Here is a 14,474-nt window from a genome sequence, read left to right as displayed (position 1 = left end):
TTTATGAGTAACAAATCTAATACAGGAATGTCTACAACTAAAGTACTTATGCATGTACAGATGGCAGCGAGTATAGTTCCCATATTCGCTCACATAGCATTGGCTATAATGGCATGGATGCAAAATAATTGGATGATGCTAACCATGATTATTCCAAGCATTATGATGTACATAGCAAGTCTTATTCCACAAATTTTTCAATACATATCTGAGAAAAATTCTGTTCAAAGTGTTCAACAAAATCAGCAAATTCAATTATTAAACACTACGCAATCGTCAAATAACTTAACTTATAATCAACAAACTGTAGAAAGTTTGCCAGATACTATTACACCAGTAAGTTTAGAAACATTACTTATGAGAAGAAATGCAATTTCTAATACGCAACATCACTGGAAAGAAGTATTGCAAATATGGTTAAAAAATGCAGGAACATACGACACAAAAAACCAATCTAATAGTATGAAGGAAAATCTAAATACAAATATTTATAACTACTTACCTAATTCAAAAACTAAACACCTTATAGCTCCACTTGGAATAAGCAATAATGGATACTGCTATTTAGATTTAATTAACAATGGACCACATGCTTTAGTTGCTGGAACAACTGGTTCTGGTAAATCAGTACTTCTTACGACTTGGTGTTTAGCTTTGGCTTTTCAATACGGCCCACAGCAGCTACGGTTTGTTTTTATGGATTTTAAAGGAGGAGCAACTTTTGACATACTATCTAAACTCCCACATGCTATGGGAAACGTAGGAGATTTAAATCTTAAACACGCAATACGCGCTCTAAAAGGTCTCGAACTAGAACTAGATAGACGAGAAAGACTAGTAGCTCATCATGGGTGTAATAATATTGCACAAGTAACTCCAGCTGAGCCTTCATTGCTTATTGTTATTGACGAATTTCATGCTTTAAAAGATCAACTTCCCGACTACATGCCTCGTCTTATACGAATTGCATCAGTAGGCAGATCTTTGGGAATGCATATTATTGCTGGAACTCAAAATCCACTCGCACAAGTAAGCGCAGATATGAAAGCTAATATTTCTATTAATATTTGCTTAAGAGTTAGAGACGGAATGCAATCGCAAGAATTATTAGGAACAGCGCATGCAGCTAAAATAAGCCCAAATACACCAGGAGCCGCATATTACAATATTGGAGAAGGAGTAGCATCTTTGCGATGTGCTCAAAGCAGCAATCCTGCACATTTAGTACGAGCAATACAGCTAGCTGGTAGATTCTGCCATCATGATCATTCTCCAGAATTATTTAGCAAACCATTGCCGTCGATTCTTTCATCAAAACAACTTGCAGAGTATTCAAATAATTACAAATATAAAAATTCGGAGCAAAAAATATCTCAAAGTTTACGTACTCAAGAATTTAATACTAAGAATATTATTATTGGTTTGCAAGACGATACCATACACTTATATCCTGCTCTATTGCCAATTCACCTTGGGAATATAGCTGTTATTGGTAGTAGAAAACAAGGCAAAACAACAATATTAAAAATAATTTCTAAAACTTTAAACCTGCCAATATATTCAGGAAAATCACTATGCGAGCAAAACATTAATAACATTTACAACGAAAATACGCCAATTATTATTGACGATGCGGATGAATTGCTTGATCCGCTAAATACTAAACAAACTGCTATTGCTTTTCAAAAAAGATTAAATAGTAAACAATGCCCAGTTATTATGAGCACTAGCACTTCTCGCTACTTACGTTTACCTGAGCAAGCGCCAGTGAGGATAATATTTCCAACAGGAGATATTGGCACAGATACAATGCTTGGAATACCTTCTGCTTTATCTAAAAGTTTTGATATTGAAGACTATCAACTTCCAGGACGATGTGTTTTAATCACTCCAGGATCAGCAAGTTTAACTCAAATAGCGCACGTAGAATAAAATTTATTCATAGTGACTCATCTTGACTTTTACGTACGCGCATTGCTCTACGCTTTAGAGTTCTACGCTCATCCTCGCTTAGTCCTCCCCAAACACCATAGTCTTGGTTAGTTTCTAATGCGCATCTTAAGCACTCTGTTGCAACGTCACATGAGCGACATACTGCTTTTGCTTCTTCAAGCTGTTGAAGTGCTGTACCAGCACTTCCAAGGGGAAAGAACAGTTCAGGATCTTTGTCACTACATGCTGCTGTTGTGCGCCAATCAAACGAGTTGTTCATGAATTATTATCCTCATTTCTTACCTACAACGGTGAGCTTTAGAAGTTCCCCTGAATGTAAGGAAATCATGAAAAGAAAGTTTTTTCAAGGCATTTTGCATCTTTATTAGCAATTTTAATTTTTCCTATACTTTTTACATTAAATTTATATCATTTAATGCATGTTGGAAAACAATTTTTACGTAAAGCTACTCAATACCAGATACGCGCAATTTAATGTCTAACACTACCCTAGTTCCGCCCTCTCTTCGAGGAGACCAACGAACTGTGCCACCAAAATCGTTAGTGACAAATGTGTTTATGATTTGCGTTCCAAGACCAGACCCAGATGGTTTAGCCATTCCATGAGAAGACTCACTATCTATGCCATCTCCATCATCTTCAACGACAATATTAAGATTGTCTCCGCCTCTACCAACTGCAATACGAATATGACCTTTTTCACGACCTTCAAAACCATGTTCAACTGCATTCGTCACTAGCTCAGTTAAAACAAGAGACAATGGTGTAGCATCCTGAGCTGCTAATCTGCCAAATTTTCCAACAAAATCAATATCAATATTTTGATTCTGAGATGCCAACTCAATTGACATCTTCAACAAACTCGAAATAACTTTGTCAAAATCAACAATTTCGTCAGCAGTTTGGCTTAAGCCTTCATGAACTAGTGCTATAGTTTGCACACGACGTTGAGCTTCTTCAAGTTCTTTTCTAACTTCAATAGATTTTGTTTTGCGAGCTTGCAAACGCAAAAGAGCAGAAACAGCCTGTAAATTGTTTTTTACACGATGGTGTATTTCAGAAATAGTGGCATTCTTAGTGCGCAATTCTTGCTCACGCCGCAAAACTTCAGTAACATCACGGCATAACACTACTGCTCCAACACGATTATTTGGCCCCCACAGAGGCAAAGAGCGCATAGAAACTATAGAATGGTTCGCTTCAAGTTCGCAATCCACATCAGCTTTTCCAGTTAATACAAGAGGTAAACTTTCAGGAACATTGTCGTTCGTATGCAACAGTCTAGTGCCAAATTCGCTTAAATATTCACCTTGCATAGTGTTTAATCCGCCAAGTCTGCGGAAACAACTAATGGCATTAGGAGAAGCATAACGAACTATTCCATCGTCTTCTAGCACAATAAAACCATCGGATACTCGAGCATTATGTCGCTGATTTAATACAGATTCATGATATGGGAATTGTTCACGAGGAATCATGTCAAATAAAGTTTTACCAGCATTAATGCTTTCGGTTTCATAACGACCATTAGATTCACGCGTTGCCAAATTAGTTTCGCGCATAACCAATCCGAGAGTTTTACCCCTATGACGAACTGGAGCATAAACGTAGCACACGGTAGCTCTACCAATAGAGCGTAAGGTTGAAGAGTGGAAACTTGTCTCAGATTTCATCGCCTCATTAAGCTCAGGCACTAAAGAATCATCTAATTTTTTACCTAACAAATCATCAGTACGCAAAGTAATAGCTGTTGAAGGACGACATTGTTCAGCAACAACATAATCACCGTCACCATTTTGAATAATCAGCAGCAAATCTGCGAAACTCAAATCTGCAATAACCTGCCAATCTGCCACCAAATGGTGAAGCCACTCACGATCACTGTCATTAAAATCAGGACGAGTAGCAAGAATGTTAGAAAAATCAGCCATAATGTAATAATATATCGAACTCACAGAAAATTCTGCGATGCATGTTGTTGTTTTGAACAAGAAAACCGCTCCTCCTCAATTAAGAGAAGAAGCGGTTTAATAATTTATAAATTATTCTTTAAAACTAGAAGCCAAACTTAGCAGCAGTTTCGCGCAAAGTTTCAGCAGAACGCTTCAAAGCAGCCAACTCACGATCAGAAACTGGAGTGTTTAGACGAGAGTTTACACCATTGCGATTAAGCAATGTTGGCACAGACATGCACACATCAGAAATGCCGTGGAAGTCATCAAGCAAAGAAGACACTGGAAGAATGCGGTTAGTGTCGCGAAGAACAGCCTCAACAATATCTACACCAGACATAGCAATAGCGTAGTTTGTTGCACCCTTACCGTTGATAATCTTGTAAGCAGCGTTAACAACTTCCTGATGGATCTCTTCACGCTTAGCAGCATCAAGTGGCTCATGACCTGGAAGAGCGTTCCAATCGCACATTGGAACACCACCGATGGTTGCAGAAGCCCACAGAGGAACTTCAGAGTCACCGTGTTCGCCAGCAATGTATGCGTGAACGTTCTTAACATTAACGCCAGTGTGCTGAGCGATCAAGAAACGAAGACGAGCGGAATCAAGGTTGGTACCAGAACCAAACATTTGGTTTGCTGGAAGACCAGAAAGCTTCATAGAAACGTGCGTAACAACATCAACAGGATTAGTAATCAACATGTAAATTGCGTTAGGAGCAACCTTCACAACGTTTGGAATGATTGACTTCATGATGTTGATAGTTGCACCTGCGAGCTCCAAACGAGTCTGACCTGGCTTCTGGCGAGCGCCAGCAGTAATCACAACCATGTCAGCATCACGGCAAATTTCTACATCGTCAGAACCGGCAATAGAAACTGCAGGATAGAAGCTAGAACCATGCTGCATATCCAAAACTTCAGCTTCAACACGTTCCTTAGCAATATCTTCAAGCACAATCTCACGCGCAACACCACGCTGAGCAGCAGCGAAAGCGAGAGTAGATCCGACTGCACCGGCACCAATAATTGCAAGCTTAGTTGGCTTAACCTGCGAACTCACCATGAGCAAAAACCTCTTTTCGGCAACCTATTAAACCCTACTCGCATAAAAATACTTAATTTATGCATTACTAAGGGCTGCTCTCACATTAAGAGCTTTTGGTATGAACACCTTTACTCTAATCGCACCACCGGAATTTATTATTACAACGCTGCTTTCATAAGTTTTGCAGCTAACGATGGTCCAACCCAAGCAATAAGTTCAACCCCAGAATCTACATATTCTGCTTTTTCAACTACACCATTTTCACGAACTTTTGATAATAATCCACCAAACTCGTACGGCAAAGTTACATCTACACGAACACGAGGAGACGGTAACAATTCTTCTAAACGATTGCGCAATATTTGCAAATTTTCGCCACTAAATGCAGAAACAATAACGGCATCAGGATAGAGAGAAGAAAAACGTTCTCGCGCAGCATCACTCATCATGTCTGATTTATTCAATGCCATAATTTGAGGTATATCTTCTACACCAGAAATATTAGCGAGAACTTCGTTTACTGCATTAATTTGCGAAATAGGATCTGGATGCGAACCGTCAACTACATGCAAAATAACATCTGCTTGTCCAACTTCTTCCAAAGTGGATTTAAATGCTTCAACTAATTGAGTTGGAAGTCTGCGAACAAAACCAACAGTATCTACCAAAGTATAGCTTCTACCATCTTGAGTTTGAGAACGACGTACTGCAGTATCAAGAGTTGCAAACAGTGCATTTTCTACTAATTCTTGTGAACCAGTAAGGCGATTTATAATAGACGACTTGCCAGCATTCGTATATCCAACAACAGCTACAGTTGGAATATCTTGTCGTCTACGAGAACCACGTTTTACATCGCGCGCAGGTGCCATATTTGCAATATCGTGGCGAAGTTTAGAAATACGATTTCGAATAGCTCGACGATCCATTTCGATTTTAGTTTCGCCAGGACCTCTAGAACCAATACCAGCATCGCCTGCAGCTCTACCACCAGCCTGCCTAGAAAGAGCAGCACCCCAGCCTCTTAATCGCGGAAGCATATATTGCAATTGAGCAAGCTCAACTTGAGCTTTACCTTCACGGCTTGTAGCATGCTGAGCAAAAATATCCAAAATAACAGCAGTGCGATCGACAACCTTAACTTTGGTTGCATCTTCTAAAGCTCTACGCTGGCTAGGTGGTAAATCATCGTCAACAATAATCGTATCTGCATCATGTTGAGCAACTACTGCTGCAAGCTCACGCGCTTTACCTGAACCAACATAAGTTGCAGCATCTGGTCTATATCGTTGTTGCAACATGCCATCGCAAACAACAGCACCAGCAGTCTGCGCCAACGCTGCAAGCTCACGCAACGATTCTTCAGCTTGAGCAAGAGTTCCTTTTGCGCTAGACCACACTCCTACTAGCACAACGCGCTCAAGACGAAGCTTTCTATACTCAACCTCGGTAACATCTTGTAATTCACCAAGACCAGCTACACGCTTTAAAGCATTACGAGACTCACGCTCCTGCCAAGCTTCATCATGCTTTTCACTGTCAGAAGTAGTGTCTAGAAGCACATCCGAATGAGCATAAAGCACTGCATTATTGGTGAGATTATGCTCATTCATATTATTAGAATCATTTTCGAGGGAGGAAAGATCGTTTGAATTAAGCACATCATCTCGCCCGGATACCACATTACTATCCACCAACTGTCCCTCCTCTATTTCATTGTAAATAGCGTTTTACAACGTTTGTCTTATTATGGTGACTTGAGACGACAATATATGAACACAACCTATATGTATGATATGTAAATAAAGATACAATAGTAAAAAGTATATTAATAAATTTAAATTTATAGGCGAAATACGGTATTTTTGAGCGAGATCATGGAAAGTCATCAACAATTTAAACAATACGATAAAACCAAATCACCAAAATCAGAAAAAACGCAAAAAATCAGTGGCGAACAATACTTTTCTGCAACACCATCATCTTGCGATGAGCGAAGAACGTTACATGTAACTTTGAGAAATCATGAAACTGTTATACAAGTCTCAAACGGAGTATTCAGCGCTTCTAAGCTTGATCTAGGCACGTCTGTGCTACTAAAACATGCTCCAAAACCACCAGAAAATGGCAAATTCCTTGATATTGGATGCGGATGGGGTCCTATAAGCATTGCAATGGGCTTAGAATCTCCAGAAGCTGAAATTGTAGCTGTAGATGTAAATGAGCGAGCGCTAGAGCTTACTGAACTAAACGCAAAAAACGCTGGCTTAAAGCATATTCGCATTTCTTTAGTAGATGACGCTTTAAAAGAAAATAATACTTTGGAATTTAATAATTTTGATCTCATATGGTCCAATCCACCAATTCGCGTTGGAAAAGAAATGTTGCACGACATTTTGATGACTTGGATTCCGCGTTTAAAAGTGGGAGGAGCAGCTTACTTAGTTGTGCAAAAAAATCTTGGCTCAGACTCACTTATTCCTTGGCTTGCTGAAAATCTTGGCGAAAACTACAACGTTGAAAAATATGCAAGCTCTAAAGGATACCGAATTATAGAAGTACTAAAAAGTAAGCACTAAAGAAATACTAAAAGCACTAAAGAAGTACCAAAAAAGTAAAAAATTTACGAAAAGAAATATACACTATGAAATTCGACTACCCTGTTGAGCTTCCTATTTGCGCAGCACACGACGAAATAATAGAAGCAATTAAGTCTTCACAAGTCGTGATTGTTTCCGGACAAACCGGCTCCGGCAAAACTACGCAAATCCCAAAAATGGCGCTTGAACTTGGAAGAGGCGGAAGAGGTAAGCAAATCGTACACACTCAGCCTCGCCGTTTAGCTGCACGCACTGTTGCTGAGCGAATCGCAAGCGAAATGGAAGTAAAACTGGGTGAAGAAATCGGCTACCAAGTGCGATTTACCGACGAAAGTTCACCTAAAACAAAGCTTCGAATTGTTACTGACGGTATTTTACTTGCGCAAATTCAGCGAGATCCTCTTCTTACTAAATACGACACGATTATTATTGACGAAGCTCACGAACGCAGTCTTAACATTGACTTTTTGCTAGGGTATTTAACAACTTTACTTCCGCAAAGACGCGATTTGAAGCTGATTATTACTTCGGCAACAATAGATTCTGCAAAATTCCGTGAACATTTCGAACAAGCTTTACGCATAAAAGTTCCTGTTATTGAAGTTTCTGGACGCACGTACCCTGTTCGAGTGCTTTATGAGCCACTTGGCTCCGCGCCTTCACTTATGCGACATGTCCCCGGCTTTGCAGACATAACAATGGATGAGGAAACTGTCGCAGAAAGCCAATCTAACGAAAGCAATCGAGACGATATTACAGATGAAGATATGACATCTGCAGTAACTCGCGCATGCGCTCAATTAGTTATTCATTCAAGCCACGAGCAAGGCGCGCGCGACATTATGGTTTTCGCTTCCGGCGAGCGCGATATTCGAGAGTTTGAAGCAGGATTACGCTCATATTTTGGCACTCGAGCAAGTGATATGAAACGAGCGGATGCTATTGAAATAGTGCCGCTTTTTGCGCGTCTTTCTGCAAAAGATCAGCATCGCGTATTTGAACATCACTCTCATCAACGCATTGTTATTGCTACGAACGTTGCTGAAACTTCGCTTACTGTTCCTGGGATTCGATACGTTGTCGATCCTGGTTTTGCGAGAATTAGCAGATATTCTAAGTCTGCAAAAGTGCAAAGGCTTCCTATAGAGCCGATTTCTCAAGCGAGCGCAGATCAGCGTTCTGGACGATGCGGACGAATCGCGGACGGAATTGCTATTAGACTTTACTCGCGCGAAGATTACGAAACTCGACCTCGTTTTACCGATCCTGAGATTCTGCGCACTTCGCTTGGAGCAGTAGTATTACACATGCTTTCAGTAGGCGTTGCTAAAACTGGCGAAGATATTACGAATTTCGGTTTTATTGACCCTCCTGATATGAAAGCAGTAAGCGACGGCTTTAATGAGCTTAACGAGCTTGGCGCAATAAGCAGAAAATCAGGTTTCATTACTTTAACTCATATTGGACGCGAGCTTTCGAAATTGCCTATTGACATTCGTTTAGGACGCATGATTGTTGAAGCAGCTCGTAAAACCACTCCGAATACTCTTGCTGCTGTGCTGGTAATTGTTGCGTTTTTGAGTTTGCAAGATCCTCGCGAGCGCCCTGAAGAACAGCGTGAAGAAGCAGATAAACTTCATAATCGTTATGCCGATGAAACAAGCGATTTCTTAACTGCTTTAAATATTTGGGATTATATTTTCCAAGCAGACGGAAATATGAGCAATAATGCTCTTCGCAAACTTTGCAAAGCGGAATTCTTCCACTTTTTGCGTTTAAAACAGTGGAAAGATTTAGTTAATCAACTTCAAGACTTGTGTAAAGAATTACATTATAAAGTTGGCGAGCCTATTCCATCTAAAAGGCCATCTTTGGAAATTCGTCAACTTCCTAATAATCAGCAGGCTGCTCATAGCTTGTGCTGCTCTTGGGATTCGCAAGGAATACACTCGTCGATGCTTGCAGGATTACTTTCTATGTTGGGAATGCAAGTAGTGCGTGAACCGAAAGCTTCAGATTTTGCTAATTTGCATGGATCAGCAAAAATTCGCGCTATGAAACGCGCTCAAAAAATGGCTAAAAACGACTATCAAGGCGCGCGCGGAGGAAGATTCGCAATATTCCCGGCTTCATCTGTTTCTAAAACAACTCCTTCATGGGTTATGTGTACGCAATTAGTTGAAACATCTAGACTTTGGGCAAGATATTGCGCACAAATCGATCCTGCTTGGGCTGAGCCTCTTGCTAAAAATCTTACTAGAATCACGTATTCAGACGCTCATTGGAGCGCTTCTAAAGGTGCTGCTGTAGCAAAATCTAAGGTATTACTATACGGATTGCCTATTGTTCAAGATCGCACAGTTCAATGGGCTAGAGTTAATCCTTACGAAGCTCGAATGATTATGATTCGTCAAGGCTTAGTTGAGGCAGATGTGCAACAGCGTTTTGCACACGATGAGTTTATTTTAAATAATCACAATGTGCTTGAAGATGCAGATAATCAAGCAAATCGCACTCGCCAAATAAGCGAAACTGTAAACGACGAAGATTTATTTACTTTTTACGACACTCACATTCCTCAAGAAGCAACTACTATTGCAGCTCTTGCAAAATGGTGGAAAGATAACCGCGAAGAAGATCCGCACAAGTTAGACTTTAATCCCGATGAAGTTGAACGTTTACAAACTACGCAAAGCACTGATTTAGCTGATTATCCTGACCATTGGAATACAGTTGGTACAGACGGTCAGATTATAAGGTTGCGTTTAAGTTATGTGTATGATCCGGCTAATCCTTTGGACGGCGTAACAGTGCATGTGCCGCTTTACGTACTTTCGCGTTTAACTCCTGAAGAATTTACTTGGAATGTTCCAGGTTTGCTTGATGAGCTTATTATTGGCATGATTAAATCTTTGCCTAAAGCTCTACGAGTACAGTTTGTTCCAGCTCCTGACACTGCTCAAAAAATTCGCGCTTGGATTGACGAACATTACGACGAGCTTCCTGGGACTGGAGAAACAGAAAGCAATATAAAAAGCGAATGGCAAGATTTTAGAGAAGTTTTCACTAAAGCTGCAATTTGTGTAGTTGGCGCGCAAATACATCCTGAAGTTTTCGATGACGAGCAAATAAGCAGACTTTCGCCATACTTGCGCATGACGTTTAGTGTTGAAGAGAGAAAAGCTAACGAAAGTCGCAATAAACTTGCAGGTCGCAACAAGTACTCTAATCACGTAAAACCTACTCTTCTTGGAACAGACAAATCATTAATTGCATTGCAACAGCGTTTTGCGAAAGAAGCACAAGAATCTGCACGAGAAGTTGTAAATATCAAAGCAAATAAAGCAGCACAAGCTGGTCATGTAATTGAACGAGCAGATTTATTACACAAATCTGGTGCTACAAACCTTTCACGCGCACAAATGGTTTGGCAAAGCGCATTGAATATGCTGCATTTAGACAATAAGCGTATTACTTCTCGCTGGCTTGGTTCTGAAGCTTTAATGCTCGCAGCTGCACCTTATTCAACTTCTAATGCTTTAGCAGAAGACTTGCAAATGGCTGCAGTAAAACGACTAATTGCGAACACGGATAATATTACTGACGACAATTTATTACGCGAAACTGTTGCAAACGTATCTGAAGTATATGAAGACACTGTTTATGCTGTTGCACACGATGTGATCGCAATATTGAAGCGTCAAGCAGAATCAAGTAAAGCTGTTTCCGGCAAGGCTGATTTACCGTTGCTTTCAGTGTTGCAATCAATCCGAGAACACACTGCAAGTCTTGTATACGAAGGATTTATTGCCAAAACTCCATCTGATTCTCTACCTCGTATTGAACGCTACTTGCATGCAGACGTGATTCGTCTTACTAAAGCTAAAGCAGATAAAAACCGTGACGTACGTTGGGCTTGGCAAGCAGATGAAGCACATAAGCTTGTAATAAAAACTCAAGAAGACACTCAGAAAATCCCAGCGGGACCCGCTCATGACGAGTCGCAAATGATCGCTGAGAAATTACGTTGGATGTGCGAAGAATTCTATGTGTCTCTTTGGGCGCAAGAATTGGGAACTGCATATCCGATTAGCATACAACGCATGCGAAAGATGATTGACGGAAGGTGAAAACTGTTTCGCATATATGCATATATTTTTCTTAGCGCTTGCAATGTTGTAAACAATATTGCTCATAACGTTGCAAACAAACTTTATTTGCACAGTTGCTAAGTTATTGCCAATTATAATTCTATTGCTTTTGCTTTCACTATTATTTTTGGTCTTGTTCTTGATCTTCGTCTACTTCGATTGCATTGCTTTCTTTAGTGATAAAGTTTCTGAATGTAAATACGATAATTCCTAATAATGCAACAGCAGCACACATAAGAGATATGTTTGCAAATCCAGACGAAATACCAGAAGCACCGGTTATAGAATCCCCACTCAACATGTTTTTATCTAATATTCCGTCAAAAATTACTACACCAACAGACGCAGAAACACTAATAGCTAAATCATTCATTCCGCACCCTCTGCCAGATTCTTCAACTGGAAGAGATGAAAGAATTGTTGAGGCCAGTGGAGAATACACCATTCCACAACCTGCATAATAAATGCATGCACACAAAGCTATAGCCAAGAATCCAGAATTTATTAATACTGCAATACCAATCCATCCGCAAAGTATAAACAATATTGCTAATAATAAACCTGTTTTTCTTCCTATACGACTAATTATTAAGCCTGAGCATGAACCGAATATTGCAGCAACAATAAAAGCCCAAACTAAATAAGAAGCTACTTGTGAAGTAGTCATATTATACAAAGTTTTTCCAACTCTATTGAACAGTGGACTTATGCAATAATTCGTGAAGTATATTATGCCCATCAAAATTATGCCAGAAAGCCAACGAATATTCTTGAAGAAAGCTGGCGTAACGAATGGCTCTTTAGCTTTACTAATGTAAATACCAAAAATTATAAACAATATAATTGCTGAAATAAGCATCAACAAGTTTCTGTATGAAATGAACAATGTAAGAGATGCAACAGCAAATCCAAAGACTGTAAAACCAACAACATCAATTTTTTTACCATTGCCGTTTTTTGTTGGTAAATAATGCAATAATGCCGGCAATATTAGAATAGTTAATGCTGGAATTAAGAATAAATATTGCCAAGCAATAGAGCTTAACAATCCTGCTGAAAACACTCCAATACATGCAGAAAGCTGGTACGATGCTGTAAATAATCCGAAGAAGATAACTTTCAAATCATTTCGCAAATATTTTGTTGCAATTACTAAGAATGATGAACCTGCTACTTGTTCACCAGTTGTTTGCATAATACGAGCAGCAATAACTGTCCACAAATTTGGCTCAAAACAAGAATTAGCTACAAATCCAAAAACTGAGCCTATAAACAAAGATGTTAATCCAATGGTTACTAGCTTTTTTAATGACACAAAGTCGCCTAAAGAACCGTAAATAAAGCATACGATTCCTAAAATAATGCCAGGTAAACCTGTTATAAGAGGCGCTTGATCAACAGCTTTCACATCTATACCAACTTGTTTATAAACAAGGTTGAAACCTTGCAAGCACAACGTGCTAATAATAAATGTAATAAGCAGTAGTATTAACGCACGAACAGCAACCTTATTGCGCATTTCTGGGTCATCATAAGGATCCATAGAAGAACAATCAATTCGTTTAGTTCCAATCATCATTATCTTACTCTCCTGCCACATCCTAATAATTCCAACATTTGTGCAGAAAACTACTGCAAATAAATCAATCTGCCCTAACAATCTAAAGTTAATCGCAACAAATTCTTCGCGCGTAGCTACTCAATCGGATAATTCTACAGTTTGATAGTTACAATCAACAATAAAAATTGGGAACAATTTTAAAAAATAATCACAATAATAAAATGATTCGCATATCACTTATAATGTAACAAGCTAAGTAGGAGGAAACATGGTGCAGAGAAGAAAGAAACATGATTCTATTCATGTCAACCTAAATAGTGAACATAATAGTGGTGCTCATCACAATAAAAACAACAGTTCTTTAAAGCATAAGTTTTACTCCAATAAAATTTTACGAAACATTATTATTGCTGTCATAGGCATTGCTATTATCATTCCTGTTGTTCAGTGGATACGTTGGGAACAGACTGTTTCTGATCTTCGCAACAAACAAGAACAACTTGTGTCACGCTTTGATTTTAATCCAGGCAATATTATTTCTGATTCTCAATTTTTTGACGATAACGCAATGAGTAAAGATGAAGTACGCAATTTTATACGCAAAAAAGGAGCAAAATGCACTGGTAAAAATTGCTTAAAAAATGCGTACTTTAATACTCACACTATTCCTGCCGATTCACTATGTTCAAAGTATCAAGGTGTAAGCAAAGAATCTTCTGCAGACATAATATACAAATCAGCAAAAGCATGTCATATCAGTCAACAAGTATTACTTACAATGCTGCAAAAAGAACAACATCTTGTAACAGACACTGATCCTAGCGATTTCCAATACAAATCAGCTATGGGATTAGATTGTCCAGATGATTCTCATTGCAACCCACGTTTTGCAGGATTCTTTAAACAAGTAATTGGTTCCGCAAGAAGATATAGATATTATCTTCTTCATAACGATCAATATAACTACCACCCTAACACGATTAACACAATTCAATATTCGCCAAATAAATCATGCGGATCTAGCAATGTTTATATCGAAAATAAGGCTACTGCATTGCTTTATATCTATACTCCTTATCAGCCAAATATAGAATCGTTAAAAGCTGGATACGGCGAAGGAAATTCGTGCTCAGCATATGGAAATCGCAATTTTTCATTGATTTACTCTGCATGGTTCGGAGATCCTCGCAAATAATATTCGTTAGATCA

Annotated in this window: 9 protein-coding genes; 4 read left to right on the top strand and 5 right to left on the bottom strand. The window is 39.1% G+C overall.

The features are described from left to right. Nucleotides 1–108 precede the first annotated feature (108 nt). Complete coding sequence (locus HXT47_RS03265) at nt 109–1,932, top strand: FtsK/SpoIIIE domain-containing protein (protein WP_421789394.1); 1,824 nt, start codon at nt 109–111, stop codon at nt 1,930–1,932. Between the two features lie 7 nt (nt 1,933–1,939). Here HXT47_RS03265 and HXT47_RS03260 read toward each other — a convergent pair whose 3' ends face one another. The 4 genes from HXT47_RS03260 to hflX all read right to left on the bottom strand — a co-directional run bounded on the left by HXT47_RS03260 (nt 1,940) and on the right by hflX (nt 6,566). Beyond that, nucleotides 1,940–2,212 carry a WhiB family transcriptional regulator gene (locus HXT47_RS03260; protein ID WP_421789364.1) on the bottom strand — a complete coding sequence of 91 codons (273 nt, stop codon included), beginning with the start codon at nt 2,210–2,212 and terminating at the stop codon, nt 1,940–1,942. A gap of 187 nt (nt 2,213–2,399) precedes the next feature. After that, nucleotides 2,400–3,884, bottom strand: a complete 1,485-nt coding sequence (locus HXT47_RS03255) for a sensor histidine kinase (protein WP_415686937.1) — start codon at nt 3,882–3,884, stop codon at nt 2,400–2,402. Between the two features lie 124 nt (nt 3,885–4,008). After that, complete coding sequence (locus tag HXT47_RS03250) at nt 4,009–4,971, bottom strand: L-lactate dehydrogenase (protein ID WP_004107125.1); 963 nt, start codon at nt 4,969–4,971, stop codon at nt 4,009–4,011. A gap of 140 nt (nt 4,972–5,111) precedes the next feature. After that, nucleotides 5,112–6,566: a GTPase HflX gene (gene hflX, locus HXT47_RS03245; protein WP_421789392.1), complete on the bottom strand. Its 1,455-nt coding sequence runs from the start codon at nt 6,564–6,566 to the stop codon at nt 5,112–5,114. Between the two features lie 264 nt (nt 6,567–6,830). Here hflX and HXT47_RS03240 point away from each other — a divergent pair, with 264 nt between their 5' ends. Continuing rightward, nucleotides 6,831–7,532: a class I SAM-dependent methyltransferase gene (locus tag HXT47_RS03240; protein ID WP_421789362.1), complete on the top strand. Its 702-nt coding sequence runs from the start codon at nt 6,831–6,833 to the stop codon at nt 7,530–7,532. Nucleotides 7,533–7,597: 65 nt separating this feature from the next. After that, nucleotides 7,598–11,683, top strand: coding sequence for an ATP-dependent RNA helicase HrpA (hrpA, locus tag HXT47_RS03235; protein ID WP_421789360.1), 4,086 nt, complete (start codon nt 7,598–7,600; stop codon nt 11,681–11,683). A 142-nt stretch (nt 11,684–11,825) separates the two neighbouring features. Here hrpA and HXT47_RS03230 read toward each other — a convergent pair whose 3' ends face one another. Continuing rightward, the gene (locus tag HXT47_RS03230) at nt 11,826–13,283 is read right to left on the bottom strand and encodes an MFS transporter (protein ID WP_004107137.1); all 1,458 of its coding nucleotides are present in this window, start codon (nt 13,281–13,283) and stop codon (nt 11,826–11,828) included. Between the two features lie 250 nt (nt 13,284–13,533). Here HXT47_RS03230 and HXT47_RS03225 point away from each other — a divergent pair, with 250 nt between their 5' ends. Next, entirely contained in the window at nt 13,534–14,460 is a 927-nt protein-coding gene (locus HXT47_RS03225) for a hypothetical protein (RefSeq protein ID WP_004119897.1), read from the top strand. Nucleotides 14,461–14,474 lie beyond the last annotated feature (14 nt).

Origin of the sequence: Gardnerella sp. DNF01205 (genome assembly GCF_049244135.1) — a bacterium.
GTDB classification, from domain to species: domain Bacteria; phylum Actinomycetota; class Actinomycetes; order Actinomycetales; family Bifidobacteriaceae; genus Bifidobacterium; species Bifidobacterium leopoldii.
The sequence above is the reverse complement of the archived record's forward strand: the minus strand, read 5'-3'. Positions and strand labels throughout refer to the sequence as shown.

Bases quoted from the DNA above. Each gene is read 5' to 3' on its own strand.
- hflX (WP_421789392.1), bottom strand. From the start codon at position 6,566: ATGAATGAGCATAATCTCACCAATAATGCAGTGCTTTATGCTCATTCG.
- HXT47_RS03260 (WP_421789364.1), bottom strand. From the start codon at position 2,212: ATGAACAACTCGTTTGATTGGCGCACAACAGCAGCATGTAGTGACAAA.
- hrpA (WP_421789360.1), top strand. From the start codon at position 7,598: ATGAAATTCGACTACCCTGTTGAGCTTCCTATTTGCGCAGCACACGAC.
- HXT47_RS03255 (WP_415686937.1), bottom strand. From the start codon at position 3,884: ATGGCTGATTTTTCTAACATTCTTGCTACTCGTCCTGATTTTAATGAC.
- HXT47_RS03230 (WP_004107137.1), bottom strand. From the start codon at position 13,283: ATGATGATTGGAACTAAACGAATTGATTGTTCTTCTATGGATCCTTAT.
- HXT47_RS03250 (WP_004107125.1), bottom strand. From the start codon at position 4,971: ATGGTGAGTTCGCAGGTTAAGCCAACTAAGCTTGCAATTATTGGTGCC.
- HXT47_RS03225 (WP_004119897.1), top strand. From the start codon at position 13,534: ATGGTGCAGAGAAGAAAGAAACATGATTCTATTCATGTCAACCTAAAT.
- HXT47_RS03240 (WP_421789362.1), top strand. From the start codon at position 6,831: ATGGAAAGTCATCAACAATTTAAACAATACGATAAAACCAAATCACCA.
- HXT47_RS03265 (WP_421789394.1), top strand. From the start codon at position 109: ATGGCATGGATGCAAAATAATTGGATGATGCTAACCATGATTATTCCA.